Here is a 16,214-nt window from a genome sequence, read left to right as displayed (position 1 = left end):
GCCGTTACGAACCGTCTCAAGGCGTCGATAACGAAGCAACGCGAAAACGACGCATGGGCTTCAGTGGTCTGGGCGATCCAGGATGGATGGTTAAACCCTTACCTAAGGCTCTTCCGGCAGGGCGTAGGGTAGAGGCAGGAGTTCCAGGCGCGGGCCGTCCGGGGCGCCCACGTGCAGTTCCGCGCCGGCGCTCGCGATCTGCAGTACGGCCAGCAGCTCGACGTGCCCCTCGGGGGCGGGTTGGGCATCCACCACTTTGCCGGCGCTCTGCGCTTCGCCCGCGGCGTAAACCTCGTCCCCCGGTTGCGGCGCCGCACCGCTCAGGCGCGCCCGGTACATGCGGCGCTTGAGCTTGCCGAGATACTGCATGCGCGCGACGACCTCCTGCCCGGCGTAGCACCCCTTGCGGAAGCTCACGCCGCCGATCAGCTGCAGGTTCATCATCTGCGGGACGAAGGCGTCCACCGTCGCCGGGTACACCATCGGAACCCCGGCCCGCACGTCGAGCAGCCGCCAGAGCGCGGGGCCACCCATGGCCGCCTGCGCGCGCAGGCGGGTCCACGTCGGCTCCATTTCCTCCACCGGACCGATGAGTTCGAAACGGGGCACGGGCCCGGGCAGGCGCAAGATGCTGATGTGGCCGGTGTGGCGTACCGCATCGGGGAGGTCCGGCACCGCGCCCAGCACCTCGGTGAGCTCCGCCGCCGCCTGGGGCCCGGCGTAACCGACACTGACGAGATCCGACGCGCAAGGTTCAATCGTCACCTGGGCACGCAGCACGAACATGCGCAGCCGCTTCAGGGTCGGTTCCACGATCTCGGCGGGCAGGCGCAGGTAGTAGGCGCCGTCGGCGCGCATGAACAGGCGGCCCAGGGCCAGCGCGCGTCCCTTGGTGCTGCAGTAGGCACTGAGTTGGCTGTGCTGCGGCCCCACCTGGCGCACGTCGTTAGTGAGCTGGCCCTGGAGAAAGGATTGTGCATCCTCGCCGGCGACGCAGATCAACCCGGTATGGGTGAGGGCGAATAGCACGCTGCCCTTGTCCGGGTCGGGGCTGCCCGCCTCATCGAAGCCCTGCAACGCGCCCTCGTCGCCGAAGCTGGCGCCGCTGTCTTGCAAGATGCTCTTCCACGCACTGTCCATGTCCTGACCTCGCTGTTGCTCCGCGCATCTTAGCCCATTGCAAGGGGGCTGATAAGGCGTCACATGGTCGCAGCCAAGGGCCTGCGATACACTGTTCGGCATGCCGCACCACGCCGAACGCCCGATTTTTCTCGACTTATGGCGCATCCGCATGCCGGCGCCGGCGTGGGCCTCGCTGGGGCATCGGGTGTCGGGGGTGCTACTCGTGCTCGCGCTGCCGGGCGCGCTGTACCTGCTGCAGCTCTCGCTGCGCGACGCGCAGGGCTACGCCCAGGCGCAGGCGCTGCTCGGCGCCCCGTGGCTGCAGCCGCTGTTGTTGGTGCTGGTGTGGGCGTTGCTGCATCACGCCCTGGCAGGCGTGCGCTTCCTGCTGTTGGACCTCGGACTCGGGCAGCGCTGGCCGTCGGCGCGGCGCAGTGCGTACGTGGTGAACGTCCTGGGGGTCGCACTCACCCTCTTGATCGCCGTGCTGCGCGTCGCATGAGTTGGCGCGGCACCGGCCTGCGTGCCTGGGTTTGGCAGCGCCTGAGCGCGCTGTACCTGCTGCTGTTCGTGGCGGCGGCGAGCGCCTACCTGGTGTTTTCGCCGCCGCCCGACCACGCCGCGTGGCGCGTCACCTTTGAGCAGCCCCTGCCCGCGATGCTGGTGGCGGGTTTCGTGTTCGCCCTGTTGGTGCACGCCTGGGTGGGGATGCGCGATGTGATCATCGACTACGTCCATGTCCCCTGGGCGCGGCTCGCGGCGCTCGTCGCGCTCGGTCTCGGCTTGCTCGCCATCGGGCTGTGGGCATTGTTCATTCTGCTCGCGGTGGTGCAGTTATGAGCGGCCTGCCGCGGCGTAAATTCGACGCCCTGGTGATCGGGGCCGGCGGCGGCGGGCTGCGTGCCGCCCTGCAACTCGCGCAGGCCGATGCCCACGTCGCTGTCGTGTCCAAGGTGTTCCCCACGCGTTCGCATACCGTCGCGGCGCAAGGCGGGGTGAATGCCGCGCTGGCGAACGTGCTGCCGGACAACTGGCATTGGCACATGTACGACACCATCAAGGGCAGTGACTTCCTCGCCGACCAGGACGCCGTGGAGTACATGTGCCGGGCGGCCTCGCATCTGGTGATCGAGCTCGAGCATTACGGGGTGCCGTTCTCCCGCCTGCCGGACGGGCGCATCTACCAACGCGCCTTCGGCGGCCAGAGCCAGCACTTCGGCGGCGAGCAGGCGGCGCGCACCTGCGCGGCGGCCGACCGCACGGGGCACGCGATCCTGCACTCGCTGTATCAGCAGAACATCCGCGTGCGCACGCACTTCTTCGACGAGTACTTCGCCCTGGACCTGATTCGCGACGAGCAGGGTTACATCCTAGGCGCGGTGGTGCTGGAGATCGAGACCGGCGAGCTTTTGGTGATCGAGGCCAAGGCCACGCTGCTCGCCACGGGGGGCGCTGGGCAGTTGTTTCGCACCAACACCAATGCACACATCAATACCGGCGACGGGCTCGCCATGGCGCTGCGCGCCGGGCTGCCGGTCCAGGACATGGAGTTCTTCCAGTTCCACCCGACCGGCATCGCCGGCAAGGGCATTCTGATTACCGAAGGCGCGCGCGGTGAGGGCGGCTACTTGGTGAACGCCGCGGGCGAGCGCTTCATGGAGCGCTACGCGCCGAAGGCACGCGATCTCGCGAGCCGCGATGTGGTGAGCCGCGCCATCGCCACCGAAGTGAGGGAGGGCCGCGGCCTCGGTGAGGACGGCGGGACCCACGTGCTGCTCAAGCTCGAGCACCTGGGCGCGGAGGTGATCCAACAGCGTCTGCCCGGGATCCGCGAATTGTGCCGCACCTTCCTGCACCTGGATCCCGCCGAGGCGCCGATTCCGGTGTTCCCGACCGCGCATTACACCATGGGCGGTATTCCCACCAACCGCTTCGGGCAGGTCGTGGTGCCGGCCGGGCAGGGCGAGGAGGCCATTCCGGGCCTCTATGCGGTGGGCGAGTGTGCCTGTGTCTCGGTACACGGCGCCAATCGCTTGGGCGGCAACTCGCTGCTGGACATCGTGGTCTTCGGTCGTGCGGCCGGCAACCACATCACCGAGTACCTGCGCGAGAACCGTTATCACCGCCCGCTCGCCGAGGACAGCGTCGAGCGCAGTCGCGCGCGCCTCGCGGCCTGGGATCGCAAGGGGCCGGGCGAATCGGTGGCGGGCTTGCGGCGCGAGCTGCAGCGTCTGATGGAGCACTATTCCGGCGTGTTCCGCTCCCGCGCGGTGATGGAGGAGGGCGTCGCTAAGCTGCTGGAACTGGCCGCGCGCGTGCAGGATGCGCGCCTCGCCGACCATAGCCGGGTATTCAACACCGCGCGCATCGAAGCGCTGGAGCTGGAGAACCTGGTGGAGCTGGGGCTGGCGACCGTCAGCTCGGCGTTGGCCCGTGAGGAGAGTCGCGGCGCCCATTCGCGCATCGATTTCCCTGAACGCGACGACACGAACTGGCTGCGGCACACGCTCTACTTCAGCGAGGGCCGCCGGCTGGATTACAAGCCGGTGGCGCTCAAGCCGCTCAGCGTGGAGAGTTTCCCGCCCACGGAACGCGTGTATTAGAAAAGCTCTGATTTATCAGAGCTTCCCTCGGCACAGGGAGGTGCCGCCGTGATCGGCGGCTGGAAGCCGTTGATCACGAAGCAAAGTGAAAATCACGCTTTTCGCTTTGCGCGGTCTGGCAACGCCAGGATGGCGTTGTTCAGACCTTCCTTAGTCGCGCGCGTAAGCCTTCAACGTACCCTTACCCGCGCGCCGTGCGCCAAGTCGCGACTTGGATGGACGATCACGCGTTCGCCTTCGACGACGCCGTCCATGATCTGCGTATGCAGTCCCGCCCGCTGCCCGGGCTCGACTCGGCGCAGGCGCGCGATCTCGTCCTCCACCACGAACACGGCCCAGCCGCCGTCATGGCGGAACAGGGCGCTGGTGGGGAGTTGGAGCACGTCGTCCGCCTCCCAGAGGATGAAGCGGGCGTTCACGCGATAGCCATCGCCCAGGCGCGCCCAGCGCTCCGGCGGGTCGGTAAAGCGGGCGATCACCCAGACGCGCTGCTCCTCGACCCCGAGCGCCGAGATCTTGGTGTAGGCGACCGGTTCGACGCGGTGCACGCGGCCCTCCAGGGGCTCCGGGCGGCCCCAGCGTTCCAACAGCACCCGCATGCCGGGCTCGATACGAACCGCCTCCAAGGACAGCACGTCCACCGCAACCTCCAAGGAGCGCGGGTCGCCGATCTCGAGCAGAGGCTCGCCCGCCTGCACCACGCGGCTGCTCTCGACGTGGCGCTGCAGGACCTGACCCGCGACGGGCGCGCGCAGCTCGAACACCCCGGAGGCGTCCGGGTCCTGCCCGCCGGCGTAGGCCAGCGCCGCGCGGGCGACTTCCAACTCGAAGGTGGCGGTGCGCACGCGTGCCTCGGCCGAGCGCAGCAACGCGGCGGAGCGTTCGGCGGCGGCTTCGGCCTGGTCGACGGCGCTGCGCGAGGTGAGGTCGCGCTGGGCGAGGCGGCGCACCCGCTCGACTTCCTCCTGCGCCAGGCGCGCATTGGCCTGTGCTGCCGCCGCCTCTTCGCGCGCCGTGGCCAAGGTCGATTCGGCGGCGCTGACGCGGGCCCGCGCCTGGTGGGCTGCGCGTGCATCCAGCGCGGGCGCGGGCAGGGCATCCAGCGTCACCACCACCGCGCCCTCGCGCACCGGATCGCCCACCTCGAGCGTGACGCGGCGATTCTGTCCCGCAATCGGGGCCGAGATCTCGTAGCGGTCGACCACGCGGGTATGACCCTCGTCCTCCACACTGAGCGCCAGGTGGCCGAGTCGCACCGCTTCGGTGTCCACCAGCAGCGGCGCCGGCCGAAAGCCCCACACCAGCAAACCCACGATCAGCAGCACCAGCAGTGCCAAGCCGATACGTCGCCTCCAACTCATGCACTCACTCCCGCGTCTTCAACACAGCGACCAGATCGAGCCGATACAAACGCCGCGCCACCACGGCCGCCGACACCAAGCTGGCGAAGATCACCACGGTGGCGGCAAAGGCATACACCGAGGTGCCCACCACCATGGGCACACGATACAGATCCGACTCGACCCCCTGCACGATATAGGCGATGAGTCCCAGGCCGATCAGGAATCCGAGCGGTATGGCGGCCAGCGTCAGCACGGCGAGTTCGCCGACAAGGATGTAGGTGATCTCGCCGCGCGTGAAGCCCAGTACCCGCAGACTGGCCAGTTCCCGTGCGCGTTCGGCCAGCGCGATGCGCGCGCTGTTGTACACCACGCCGAAGGCGATGCTGCCGGCGAGCAGGGTGCTGATGAATGCGAACACCAGCACGATGTCGGCCATGGATTCATAAAAGCTCTCGACCGCCCTGCCGCGGTCCGCGATACCCGCCACCCGGGGCGACGCCTGCAAGGCCCTGATCACCTCCGGGCGCGCCGGTTCATCGACCGCGAGGTGGACGCCCGACACCGCCGGCCCCTCGCGCAGCAGGTGGTGCAGGGCATCGAAGTCCATGTAAGCGCTCGCGCCGATGTACTCTTGAATGACGGCGCTCACCGCCACCTCGGCGCGAATGCGCCGGCCCTCCAGAAACTCCACTTCCACCGTGTCGCCGATGCCCACGTGCAGCAGGTCGGCCAGATACTCGCCCAGCGCAAGGCCCGCCCGCGGCAGTTCGACCGCGACGAGCTCGGCATCCAGCACGCGGCGCAAGGTGCCGGCGGGCGGCAGCCCCTGGATGGCGCCGCGGTATTCGCGATGAGCCACGCGCAGCACGGCCGGCGCGATGCGGTGCCCTTCGGCGCCGTATACCCCCGGAAGGGCGGCGAGCTCGTGCATGACCCGGGGTGTGGTGGGCTCCACGAAGGTGACCGTCAGGTCGTCACGTTGGGCCAGGCCGAACTGGACCTGGATCATGTGGGCGATGGCGCCTTCCTGGAAGCGGCCGACCATCAGAATCCCGCAGGCAAACGCGATCCCCACGATCGACAGCAGTGCCTTGCCCGGCTTGCGTTCCAGGTTGCGCAGCACCATACGGCTCGGCTGCGCGAGCCAGCGCTGTAGTCCGAGGCGTTCGAGCAGTGTCGCGCGGAAGATCGGCGGCGCCTCCGGCCGCATCGCCTCGGCGGGCGGCAGGCGCTGAGCTGCGCGCACCGCGCTGTACGCGCCCAGCAGGGCCGCGCCGAGGCTCACGCCGACGGCGATATAGACCACGTTGAGGCGGAGCTGGTACTCCAGGTAGGGAAACCGGAAGAACGTCTGATACAGCGCCGCCATGTGATGGCCGAGCCAAAGCCCGACCGCCACGCCCATTGTGAGACCCACCAGGCTGATCAGCACCACCAACTGCGCATAGTGCAGCCCGACATTGAAATTGCTGTAGCCGAAGGCTTTGAGGATGGCGATTTGGTCACGCTGCGTGCCGACCAAACGGGTGAGTACCACGTTGAGCAGAAAAGCGGCCACCGCGAGGAAGATGGTGGGGAACACCGTGGCCATCATCTCCAACTGCTCGAGCTCGGTCTGTAGATACCAATGCGAGAGTTGGTCGTCGCGGCCGATTGCGCCCAGCGTGCCGTACGGGGCGAGCAGGGCATCCAGGCGCTCGATCACGTCGCCCTCGCGCGCCTCGCGGCTGAGCGTGAGCACCACGTTGTTGAACGCGCCCTCCATGTCATACGCGGCAGCGAGCTGGCTGCGGCTCATCCAGATCAGGCCGTAGCGCTCGAAGTCGGGGAACAGATCGCCCGGGCGGATCTGGTAGATGTGCTCGGGCGAGAGGGCGATGCCGACCACGCGCAGGCTCTGGTGACGTCCATTGATCACTGCGCCGAAGGTATCGCCGGCGCGTAAGCCGTGCGCCTCGGCGAAGGGCTCGCTCAGCACCACCTCGGCGCCGCCCTCTGGGAACCGGCCCGAGCGCAGGTAGAGTTGATTGAGCTCGGCATTGCGCCCGTCCGGCAATGACTGCAACAGCCCGGTCACCGGATCGTCGAAGCCGGCGACCTCCAGGTTCGCGCCCGCCACCACCCGCGTCTCCACGTGCTGCACGCCCGGGATCTCCTCGATCGCCTCGCGCAGCCGCTCGGGCGCCCGCGTGAGGTTCACGAACACGTCCGCGAAGCGGTAGTCTCGATAGAAGGCATCGCGCGTGATCTGCAGCGCCTCGAGACTCGACAGCGACATCACCAGCGTCGCCACACCGCCACCGAGCACGATCGCGATCGCCAACGCTTGGCTGCGCATATGCCACAGCTCGCGCAGCAGTTTGCGGTGCAGGGCGCTTACCACGTCAGCTCTCTAGGCGCCTTGTTCGTCGCGTTGGTCTCCACGGTGTGGATGCGCCCGTCGCTGAAATTCACCACGCGGTCGGCCATGGCGGCGATGCCCGCGTTGTGGGTGATGACGATGGTGGAGGTGCCCAGCTCCTCATTGATGCGCTGCAGCACCTCCAGTACGACGATGCCGGTCTGGGAATCCAGCGCGCCAGTGGGCTCGTCGCACAGCAGCACCCGAGGGCGTTTGGCGATCGCGCGCGCGATGGCGACGCGCTGCTGTTCGCCGCCCGAGAGCTGGGCCGGGAAATGGTCCATGCGCGGCGTCAGGCCGACCCGGTCCAGCGCCTCCTCAGGGGGCATGGGCTCGCGCGCGATCTCCGTCACGATGGCCACGTTCTCGCGCGCCGTGAGGCTCGGGATGAGGTTGTAGAACTGGAACACGAAGCCGACGTAATGACGCCGAAAATCGGTCAACTCGCGCTCCGTCGCGGTGGTGAGGTTGCGCCCGTCGCACAGCACCTCGCCCGCGGTGGGTTTGTCGAGCCCCCCCAGGATGTTGAGCAGTGTGGATTTGCCACTGCCCGAGGGGCCGAGCAGCACCACGAACTCGCCGCGGTACAGAGTAAGGTCCACGCCGCGCAGGGCGTGCACCTCGACCTCGCCCATGCGGTAGACCTTGGTAAGTCCGGTAATCTCGAACACGGCGTCAGCGGCGCCGACCTTCGACGGGGGACTGTGGTGTGGCAAACGTGGGGGCACGCGCCTCTCCGAGACCTGTGTTTTTGTTCCAGTATGTGGAAATCCTTCCAGAGAAGCCAACCTCGCCGCGGACAGGCGACGGGGGCCGGGGCGCGGGGGTCGCTTGTTATACTCGGACGGAACCCCACCCCCGAGGTGACGCATGCGCTTCTCGATCTACCGCTACGACCCCGACCAGGACGCCGCTCCGTACATGCAGGACTTCGAGCTGGAGGTGCGACCGGACATGATGCTGCGCGACGTCCTGCTGCGCATCAAGGCGCAGGACGAGACGCTGAGCTTTCGCCACTCGTGCGGGGAGGGCGTGTGCGGCTCCGACGCCATGAACATCAATGGCCGCAACGGCCTGGCGTGCATCACGCCGGTGGTGGATTTGAAGGAGCCGGTGCGGGTGCGGCCGCTGCCCGGGCTGCCGGTGATTCGCGACCTGGTGGTGGACATGAGCCAGTTCTTCACCCAGTACCGCGCGGTGCAGCCCTATCTCATCGTGCACGAGCCCGAGCCGGAGGTGGAGTACCGCCAGTCGCCGGAGGAGCGCGCCAAACTGGACGGGCTGTACGAGTGCATCCTGTGCGGCTGCTGCTCCACCGCCTGCCCCTCGTTCTGGTGGAACCCCGACAAGTTTCGCGGCCCGGCGGCGCTGCTGCAGGCCTGGCGCTTCCTGGCCGACAGCCGGGATCAGGCCACCGGCGCGCGCCTCGACGCCTTGGAGGGGCCGTATCGGCTGTTTCGCTGCCACACGATCATGAACTGCGTCGAGGTCTGCCCCAAGGGGCTGCACCCCACCGGCGCGATCGAGAAGATTAAGCAGCTCATGCTCAAGCAGAGCATATGAGCGCGCCGGCATCACCCCCCGGCCGCAGAGCAGATCCGGCGGCGCGGCGGCGCCTGGCGTGGCGCGCCCGGCGCGGGATGCTGGAGCTGGATATGGTTCTCATGTCATTTATAGAAAATAGTTACAACACTATGAAGGAAGAGGAATTAGTGATCCTAGAGCGCCTGCTCGAGTGGCCCGATCATCAGTTGCAGGCGGTGCTGCTTCGCGGCGAACGCCCGGCCGACCCCGCATTCACCCATGTCGTCGAACACATACGCCGCGCCGTTGCGCCTTGAGTGGCGGCCATGCCCGCGCACCGCGCTGGTGCTCGGCGCGGTGCACCTCGGGGCCTTGGCCGCGGTGGGCGCGAGTGCGCTCCCGCTGGGACTGAAGGCGCTGGCCATCGTACTGGTCGGCTGGAGTCTGGTGCGGGTGCTGCGGCGGCACGCCTGGCCGCTCGCGCCTGATGCCGTGGTGGCCCTGGATTGGGATGCCGAAGACCGCTGGTGGCTGCATACGCGGGCGGGGTCGGTGCTCGAGGGTCGGTTGCTGCCGGAGGTCTACGTCAGCGCGGGCTTGGTGGTGCTGCCGTTCAAGACCGCGGCCGGGCCGCGCTCGGTGCTGCTCCACCCGGGGCGGGTGGAGGGCGAGGGGCTGCGCCGCCTGCGGGTCCGCTTGCGGATCAGCGCCCCGTCTCCGGCGGGCGATAGTTCGGCGGTGTGAGCACGGTATTGCGTGCCTCCGACAGGGTCGAGGGGTAATCCAAGGTGTAGTGCAGCCCGCGGCTCTCCTTGCGGGCCGCGGCCGATTCGATGATCAGTTCGGCCACCTGGGCGAGGTTGCGCAGTTCGAGGAGGTCGTTGGTCACGCGGAAATTGGAGTAGTACTCGCGGATCTCCCGCAGCAGTAATTCGGCGCGGCGGTAGGCGCGCTCCAGGCGCTTGTTGGTACGCACGATACCCACGTAATCCCACATGAAGTGGCGCAGTTCCTGCCAGTTGTGCGCCACCACCACCTCTTCGTCGGAGTCGGTGACGCGGCTCTCGTCCCAGGCGGGCAGGGCGGGGGGCTGCGTCCAAGCGGGCAGGCGTTGCAGGATGTCCTCGGCCGCGGCGGCCCCGAACACCAGGCACTCGAGCAGCGAATTGCTGGCCAGCCGATTGGCGCCGTGCAGGCCGGTGAAGGCCACCTCGCCCACGGCGTACAGCCCCTCCACGTCGGTCCGGGCGGCCAAGTCGGTCATCACCCCGCCGCAGGTGTAGTGCGCGGCCGGTACGACCGGCACCGGCTCGCGCGTCATGTCGTAGCCGTACTGCAGGCAGGCCTGGTAGATGTTGGGAAAGTGCTCGGTGATGAAAGCGGCGGGCTTGTGGCTGATGTCCAGGTAGACGTGCGCGGCGCCCAGGCGCTTCATCTCATGGTCGATGGCACGCGCCACGATGTCGCGCGGGGCGAGCTCTGCACGTGGATCGAAGCGATGCATAAAAGGGGTGCGGTCGGGCAGCAGCAGGCGCGCGCCTTCGCCGCGCAACGCCTCGCTGAGCAGCAGCGTCTTGGCGTCCGGGTGGTACAGGCAGGTGGGATGAAACTGATTGAACTCCATGTTGGCCACCCGACAGCCCGCGCGCCAGGCCATGGCAATGCCGTCGCCGGTGGTGATGTCGGGATTGCTGGTGTACAGGTACACCTTGCTCGCGCCGCCGGTGGCGAGGATGACGGCCTTGGCCGACACCGCCACGGTCCTGTGGCCAGTCCGGTCGAACAGGTAGGCCCCCACGCAGCGGTCGTCGCCGAGACCGGCGCGGCTACCCATGATGAGGTCGACGGCGACGTGGTGCTCGTACAGGTGCAGGTTGGGGTGGGCGCGGACCTTTTGTTCAAGGGTGGTCTCGATCGCGCGTCCGGTCGCGTCGGCGGCGTGGATGATGCGCCGGTGGCTGTGTCCGCCTTCGCGCGTGAGGTGGTAAGCGCCGTTGTCCGCCGCGCGAGTGAAGGGTACGCCCTGGTCGATGAGGTACTGGATGCCGGCGCGCCCGCGTTCCACCACATAGCGCACCACCGCCGGATCGCACAGGCCCGCGCCGGCATCCAAGGTGTCGCGCGCGTGGGCGTCGACGCTGTCGTCGTCCGCGAGCACCGCCGCCACGCCCCCTTGGGCATAGAGGGTGCTTCCCAGCGGCAGGGGGCCTTTGGAGGCGACGGCGACGCTGGCATGGTCGGCCAGCCGCAGTGCGGCGGACAGCCCCGCCGCGCCGCTGCCGATGATCAGCACGTCGAATTGTGGATGCGGACTCACCGGCGCGGATCCCTCGTCAAGGGGGTGCTCGCGCCAGGATCGGGGCGAGTCACGTGGGTTGGATGGTCGCAACACCGTCGACCGAGGGGGCACTCGGTAGGGCGGCAATGAAAACTTGGTCCGCGGCGCGAACTCCCTGCGCCACGGCTGTCTCACTTGGCATGGACAGTGTCGTCGATATCGTTGTGCGCCGGACGAACTCCCGGGCCGGCCGAGCGCGGTTCGCGCGGGGCGTTGGCAGTGCATCCCGCGTCCTTCCCGTGGGCAAGCCGCGGCCGTCGGCCCAGACGAAGGCTGACACGCCGAGGTCGGATAAGCCACAATACGGGAATGACTTTATCCGGCGAACTATATATCAGGCACGCTGTCATAAAAAGCGGTGCGGGAACATGCTCTCCTGCCCGAAACGAGGAAGGTTGGGATGGGGGAGCATAGGGTTGATCAGGCACTGGTCGAGCGGGTTCAGCGCGGAGACAAGAAAGCCTTTGACACCCTGGTGCTCAAATACCAGCACAAGATCGTCAAGCTCATCTCCCGCTACGTGCGCGACCCCGACGAGGTGTACGACGTCGCGCAGGAAAGTTTTATCAAGGCCTACAGGGCCTTGGCGAACTTCCGAGGCGAAAGTGCATTCTACACGTGGCTCTATCGCATCGCGATCAACACGGCCAAGAATCACTTGGTCGCCCAGGGGCGCCGGCCGCCCGAGGCGGACATCGACGTGGCGGATGCCGAATACCTGGAAGGGGAGTCGGCGCTCAAGGACGTCGGCTCGCCCGAGCGCATGGCGCTCAAGGACGAGATCGGGCGTGTGGTCCATGAGGCCATCGATCAACTGCCGGAAGATCTCCGCACCGCCATCATCCTGCGCGAGCTGGAGGGTTTGAGCTATGAGGAAATTGCGCAAGCCATGGCATGCCCTATCGGCACCGTGCGCTCGCGCATCTTCCGCGCGCGCGAGGCTATCGACAACAAACTTCGGCCGCTCCTGGACTAGGGCGGCCGCGTCTTTTGCGAGCTAGGTAAGACGCCATGAGCAAAGAAGACCGCGAACACATCTCGGCGTTGGTCGACGGACAAGTCGACGCACGAGAGGAGCAGAGCCTGCTGGACCGGCTGGGCAAGGATGCCGAATTGAGAGCGGCATGGGGCCGGTATCACTTGATTGGCGACGCATTACGCAACGACCTGCCGGTGGCGGTGGATACCGGCATCGCGGCGCGGGTGAGCGCCGCTCTGGAGCAGGAGCCGGCGATCCTCGCCCCGCGCCGGCGCATACTCCAGCATCCCAAGCGGGCCGCCGGTCTGGCGGTGGCGGCCAGCGTCCTCGGCGTGGCGGTGCTGGTCGGGCTGCCGCAGAGCCCCGAGGAGGCGGGTTTCGAGCCGGTGGTCGCCGCCACGGCACCCTCCGGCAGCGCGTCGGGACAGCTGGTGTCCGAGGTGCCGCGCTGGGATCGAGGGCAGCCGATGATCGAGTCGCGCCTCAACAGCTACGTGGTCAACCATAACGAGTACTCGGCCTCCACCGGTATGCAGGGGATGTTGCCGTACATGCGTATCGTGGGCATGGAATCGGCCGAGCGGGCTAGTTATGAAGGGCGTTAAGTTCATCGGGTGCATCCTGCTGTGCGCGGTGGCCGGTACCGCGATAGCGGAGGATTCGGTTGAGCCGCAGGTGTGGCTGGAGCGCATGTCCGAGGCCCTGCGTACGCTCAACTTCGACGGGACCTTCGTGTACATGCACGACGGCCAGATGCATGCGATGCGCATCATCCAGAGCGCCGATGAGCAGGGGAAGGCGGAGCGATTGGTTTCGCTCACCGGCCATCCGCGCGAGGTGATCCGCGACGCCGACCTGGTCACCTGTATCCTCCCGGACAGCAAGTCGGTGGTGGTCGAGACCAGCCGCTCGAACCGCGGCTTTCCGATGATCCTGCCTACCCGCCTCGACGAACTCGAGCGCCATTACACCTTCGCCGCGCATGGCGAGGACCGCGTTGCCGGACGCGTTGCCCGCAAGTTCGCCATTCAGCCGCGTGATGGTTACCGCTATGGTTACGAGCTGTGGTTGGATGTGGAAAATCATCTGTTGTTGAAGGCCAACCTGGTGAACGAGCAGGGTGAGGCGGTGGAGCAGTTCATGTTCACGGAGCTGCAAGTACTGGATCAGGTGCCGGCCGCGCTGATGCAGCCGTCCGTGTCGGGCAAGGAGTATGCCTGGCACCGCCAGAAGGAGACCAAGGCCGACAGCCGGCCGGAGCGCAGCCCCTGGCAGGTGAGCGCGCTGCCCGAGGGTTTCAGTCTGGAAGTGCATCGCAAGAACTACCTTTCCACCAGCATGATGCCGGTGGAGCACATGGTGTTCACCGACGGGTTGTCGTCCGTGTCGGTATTCATCGAGGAACAAAGCCTCGATCAGGAGCCCATCGTGGGGCGCTCGCGCATGGGTGCCGTAAACGCCTATAGCCGCGTGGTCGCCGAGCACCAGGTGACGGTGGTGGGCGAGGTGCCGGCGGCCACGGTGCGCATGATCGGCGAGTCGATCGCGCCGACGCCGGACGCGGAATGATCGAGGAGCGCGCCACCGTCGTTGCCCGCGAGGGCACGCACGCGTGGGTGGAGCGCGAGCGCCAGAGCGCCTGCGGCAGCTGTTCGGTCAATAAGGGCTGCGGCACCGGCGTGTTGGCGCAGGTGGTGGGGCGGCGCTACACGCGCCTCAAGGCAATGAACCCGGTTGATGCGCAGCCGGGCGACACCGTCGTACTGGGCGTGGCAGAAGGCGCGCTGGTGCAGGGCTCGCTGGCGGTGTATCTGGTGCCCTTGCTTGGCCTGTTCGTGTTCGGGCTGCTCGGCGAAACGCTCGCGGTACAGCTCAATGTGGCGGCCGGCGACGCGCTGGTCGCGGCATTCGGCGTGGCCGGCCTCGCCCTCGGCCTAGCTTGGCTGCGTCGCCACAGCACACGGCTGGCCGACGACCCGCGCTACCAGGCCGTGATACTCCGGCGCGAGCCGGCGGCCATGACAATCCCAGCCCGACAGGCAACGAAGGAATCCCGCAGCTTATGAAGACAGTAGCTAACCCGGGCATCCGGTGGTGGACCATGCTGGCGGCGGCCGCACTGCTGACGCTGCAGTGGTCGGCCGTGCAGGCGCGCGCCGCGCTGCCGGATTTCACCGAGCTGGCGGAGCAGAACAGTCCGGCGGTGGTGAACATCAGCACCACGCAGCGGGCGCAGGGCCAGGACATGCCGGGCTTCCGGATGCCGGAGATGCCCGATATGCCGGAGGGGCCGTGGGGCGACTTGTTCCGACATTTCTTCGGTGAAGGCCCCGAGGGCGGCGCGCCGCCGCCGGAGGCCTTCGAGTCGCAGTCGCTCGGCTCGGGCTTCATCATCGATGCCGAGGGTTTCGTGCTTACCAACTATCACGTGGTGCGCGATGCCGAAGAGATCGTCGTGCGCCTGGCCGACCGCCGCGAGCTGGTGGCCGAACTGATCGGCCACGACGAGCGCAGCGACATCGCGCTGCTGCGCATCGAAGCCGATGACCTGCCGCAGGTGCGGGTGGGGCGCTCGGAAGACCTCAAGGTGGGCGAGTGGGTGATGGCGATCGGTTCGCCGTTCGGCTTCGACCACTCGGTCTCGGTGGGGGTGGTGAGCGCCATCGGCCGCAGCCTGCCGCGGGAAACCTACGTGCCGTTCATTCAGACCGACGTGGCCATCAACCCCGGCAATTCGGGCGGCCCGCTGTTCAACCTGGACGGCGAGGTGGTGGGCATCAACTCGCAGATCTACAGCCGCACCGGCGGGTTCATGGGGCTCTCGTTTGCCATCCCCATGGATATGGCGATGGACATCGCGGATCAGCTCAAGACCAAGGGCACTGTGACGCGCGGCTGGCTCGGGGTGTTGATTCAAGATGTCACGCGTGAGCTAGCCGAGTCGTTCGGCATGACGCGGCCGCGCGGCGCGCTGGTGGCGCAGGTGCTGGAGGAGAGCCCCGCCAGTCAGGGCGGCATCCAGGTCGGCGACGTGATCGTGGAGTTCAACGGCCAGGAGGTGGCCCACTCGTCCGACCTGCCGCACCTGGTCGGCCGCGCGCGGGTCGGCGCCGAGGCCGAGGTCGGGCTGATCCGCGACGGGGAGCACAAGTCGCTCAGCCTGACCATCGAAGAACTGCCGCGGGAGGAGGAGCTGGCCCAGCGGCAGCCGCGCGAGCGCAACGGCCCCGCGATGGAACAGCGTCTGAACGTCGGGCTTGCAGAGCTCAACGCGGAGCAGCGCCAGCAACTCGGTATCGTCGAAGGGGGCGTGGTGGTTACGCAGGTGCGCCCCGGCCCGGCGGCCCAGGCGGGCATCCGGCGCGGCGACGTGATCACGCGCATCAACAACGCCCCCGTTGAGGGGCTCGCCGACTTTCAGCAGAAGGTGCGTGAGCTGCCGGCGGGGCGCTCGGTGCCGGTGCTCATCCAGCGCCAGGGCGGGCCGGTGTTCATCGCACTAAAACTGGGCGCCGATGAGTGAGCCGGCGCTGGTCCTGTATGGGCGCGCGTACTGCCATTTATGCGGTGAGATGATCCAGGCTCTGGAGCCGTGGCACGCCCGCTACGGCTTCCACCTCGAGGTGGTGGACGTGGACGGCGACCCTGCGCTGGCGGAGCGTTACGGCGAGCGGGTGCCGGTACTGATGGCCGGCGAACGGGAGCTGTGCCACTACCACCTGGACGAGGCGGCGCTGCGGCGCTATTTCGAGCCCGCCTGAAATCGGCTACCATACGGCGGCTTGTCGGGAAGCCGCGGCGGGGCCCGCGACCGCGGTCCGCGCCAGGCTCTTCAGTCAGGCTCCGAGTCGTGCGAGGCGCCCGCGAGGCGCCTCTGTTGTTTTCGGCGCCGGCAGGCGTGAGG

Annotated in this window: 17 protein-coding genes; 12 read left to right on the top strand and 5 right to left on the bottom strand. The window is 67.7% G+C overall.

Annotated elements, in window-relative coordinates; genetic code table 11:
* Positions 1–102 precede the first annotated feature (102 nt).
* Positions 103–1,140 (bottom strand): folate-binding protein YgfZ, encoded by a 1,038-nt coding sequence (locus HUS23_00440; GenBank protein ID QKT02415.1) that lies wholly within the window; start codon positions 1,138–1,140, stop codon positions 103–105.
* A gap of 100 nt (positions 1,141–1,240) precedes the next feature.
* On the opposite strand from HUS23_00440, the gene sdhC reads away from it, so the two are divergent.
* Genes sdhC through sdhA form a run of 3 tightly spaced genes read left to right on the top strand, consistent with a single transcriptional unit; the run spans position 1,241 to position 3,725 of the window.
* Positions 1,241–1,624 (top strand): succinate dehydrogenase, cytochrome b556 subunit, encoded by a 384-nt coding sequence (gene sdhC, locus HUS23_00435; GenBank protein ID QKT02414.1) that lies wholly within the window; start codon positions 1,241–1,243, stop codon positions 1,622–1,624.
* Positions 1,621–1,962, top strand: coding sequence for a succinate dehydrogenase, hydrophobic membrane anchor protein (gene sdhD, locus HUS23_00430; GenBank protein ID QKT02413.1), 342 nt, complete (start codon positions 1,621–1,623; stop codon positions 1,960–1,962). Before sdhC ends, sdhD begins: the two co-directional genes overlap by 4 nt.
* Positions 1,959–3,725, top strand: a complete 1,767-nt coding sequence (gene sdhA / locus HUS23_00425; GenBank protein ID QKT02412.1) for a succinate dehydrogenase flavoprotein subunit — start codon at positions 1,959–1,961, stop codon at positions 3,723–3,725. Before sdhD ends, sdhA begins: the two co-directional genes overlap by 4 nt.
* Positions 3,726–3,895: 170 nt before the next feature.
* On the opposite strand, the gene HUS23_00420 is transcribed toward sdhA, so the two are convergent.
* The 3 genes from HUS23_00420 to HUS23_00410 are packed head-to-tail and all read right to left on the bottom strand — an operon-like array spanning position 3,896 to position 8,104.
* A complete protein-coding gene (locus tag HUS23_00420) occupies positions 3,896–5,086 on the bottom strand; it encodes an HlyD family efflux transporter periplasmic adaptor subunit (GenBank protein ID QKT02411.1) in 1,191 nt (396 codons plus the stop codon).
* A gap of 4 nt (positions 5,087–5,090) precedes the next feature.
* The gene (locus HUS23_00415) at positions 5,091–7,406 is read right to left on the bottom strand and encodes an FtsX-like permease family protein (protein QKT04907.1); all 2,316 of its coding nucleotides are present in this window, start codon (positions 7,404–7,406) and stop codon (positions 5,091–5,093) included.
* A 38-nt stretch (positions 7,407–7,444) separates the two neighbouring features.
* Positions 7,445–8,104, bottom strand: a complete 660-nt coding sequence (locus HUS23_00410) for an ABC transporter ATP-binding protein (GenBank protein QKT04906.1) — start codon at positions 8,102–8,104, stop codon at positions 7,445–7,447.
* Between the two features lie 235 nt (positions 8,105–8,339).
* Between HUS23_00410 and HUS23_00405 the strand changes: the two genes are divergently transcribed.
* Genes HUS23_00405 through HUS23_00395 form a run of 3 tightly spaced genes read left to right on the top strand, consistent with a single transcriptional unit; the run spans position 8,340 to position 9,737 of the window.
* On the top strand, positions 8,340–9,032 hold the full coding sequence (locus HUS23_00405) for a succinate dehydrogenase iron-sulfur subunit (protein ID QKT02410.1): 693 nt from the start codon (positions 8,340–8,342) through the stop codon (positions 9,030–9,032).
* Positions 9,029–9,310 carry a succinate dehydrogenase assembly factor 2 gene (locus HUS23_00400; protein QKT02409.1) on the top strand — a complete coding sequence of 94 codons (282 nt, stop codon included), beginning with the start codon at positions 9,029–9,031 and terminating at the stop codon, positions 9,308–9,310. Before HUS23_00405 ends, HUS23_00400 begins: the two co-directional genes overlap by 4 nt.
* A complete protein-coding gene (locus HUS23_00395) occupies positions 9,273–9,737 on the top strand; it encodes a hypothetical protein (protein ID QKT02408.1) in 465 nt (154 codons plus the stop codon). The genes HUS23_00400 and HUS23_00395 overlap by 38 nt, the downstream gene beginning before the upstream one ends.
* Here HUS23_00395 and nadB read toward each other — a convergent pair.
* Positions 9,697–11,310: an L-aspartate oxidase gene (gene nadB / locus HUS23_00390; GenBank protein QKT02407.1), complete on the bottom strand. Its 1,614-nt coding sequence runs from the start codon at positions 11,308–11,310 to the stop codon at positions 9,697–9,699. The genes HUS23_00395 and nadB overlap by 41 nt on opposite strands.
* A gap of 421 nt (positions 11,311–11,731) precedes the next feature.
* On the opposite strand from nadB, the gene rpoE reads away from it, so the two are divergent.
* Genes rpoE through HUS23_00360 form a run of 6 tightly spaced genes read left to right on the top strand, consistent with a single transcriptional unit; the run spans position 11,732 to position 16,071 of the window.
* On the top strand, positions 11,732–12,307 hold the full coding sequence (gene rpoE, locus HUS23_00385) for an RNA polymerase sigma factor RpoE (GenBank protein QKT02406.1): 576 nt from the start codon (positions 11,732–11,734) through the stop codon (positions 12,305–12,307).
* Positions 12,308–12,342: 35 nt separating this feature from the next.
* Positions 12,343–12,915 carry a sigma-E factor negative regulatory protein gene (locus HUS23_00380; GenBank protein ID QKT02405.1) on the top strand — a complete coding sequence of 191 codons (573 nt, stop codon included), beginning with the start codon at positions 12,343–12,345 and terminating at the stop codon, positions 12,913–12,915.
* Positions 12,902–13,879, top strand: a complete 978-nt coding sequence (locus HUS23_00375; GenBank protein QKT02404.1) for a MucB/RseB C-terminal domain-containing protein — start codon at positions 12,902–12,904, stop codon at positions 13,877–13,879. The genes HUS23_00380 and HUS23_00375 overlap by 14 nt, the downstream gene beginning before the upstream one ends.
* Complete coding sequence (locus HUS23_00370; protein QKT02403.1) at positions 13,876–14,376, top strand: SoxR reducing system RseC family protein; 501 nt, start codon at positions 13,876–13,878, stop codon at positions 14,374–14,376. Before HUS23_00375 ends, HUS23_00370 begins: the two co-directional genes overlap by 4 nt.
* A complete protein-coding gene (locus tag HUS23_00365) occupies positions 14,373–15,833 on the top strand; it encodes a DegQ family serine endoprotease (GenBank protein ID QKT02402.1) in 1,461 nt (486 codons plus the stop codon). The genes HUS23_00370 and HUS23_00365 overlap by 4 nt, the downstream gene beginning before the upstream one ends.
* Positions 15,826–16,071, top strand: coding sequence for a glutaredoxin family protein (locus HUS23_00360; protein ID QKT02401.1), 246 nt, complete (start codon positions 15,826–15,828; stop codon positions 16,069–16,071). The genes HUS23_00365 and HUS23_00360 overlap by 8 nt, the downstream gene beginning before the upstream one ends.
* The last annotated feature ends 143 nt before the right edge of the window (positions 16,072–16,214 follow it).

This window comes from Ectothiorhodospiraceae bacterium 2226 (assembly GCA_013348725.1).
Lineage (GTDB): Bacteria > Pseudomonadota > Gammaproteobacteria.
The sequence above is the reverse complement of the archived record's forward strand: the minus strand, read 5'-3'. Positions and strand labels throughout refer to the sequence as shown.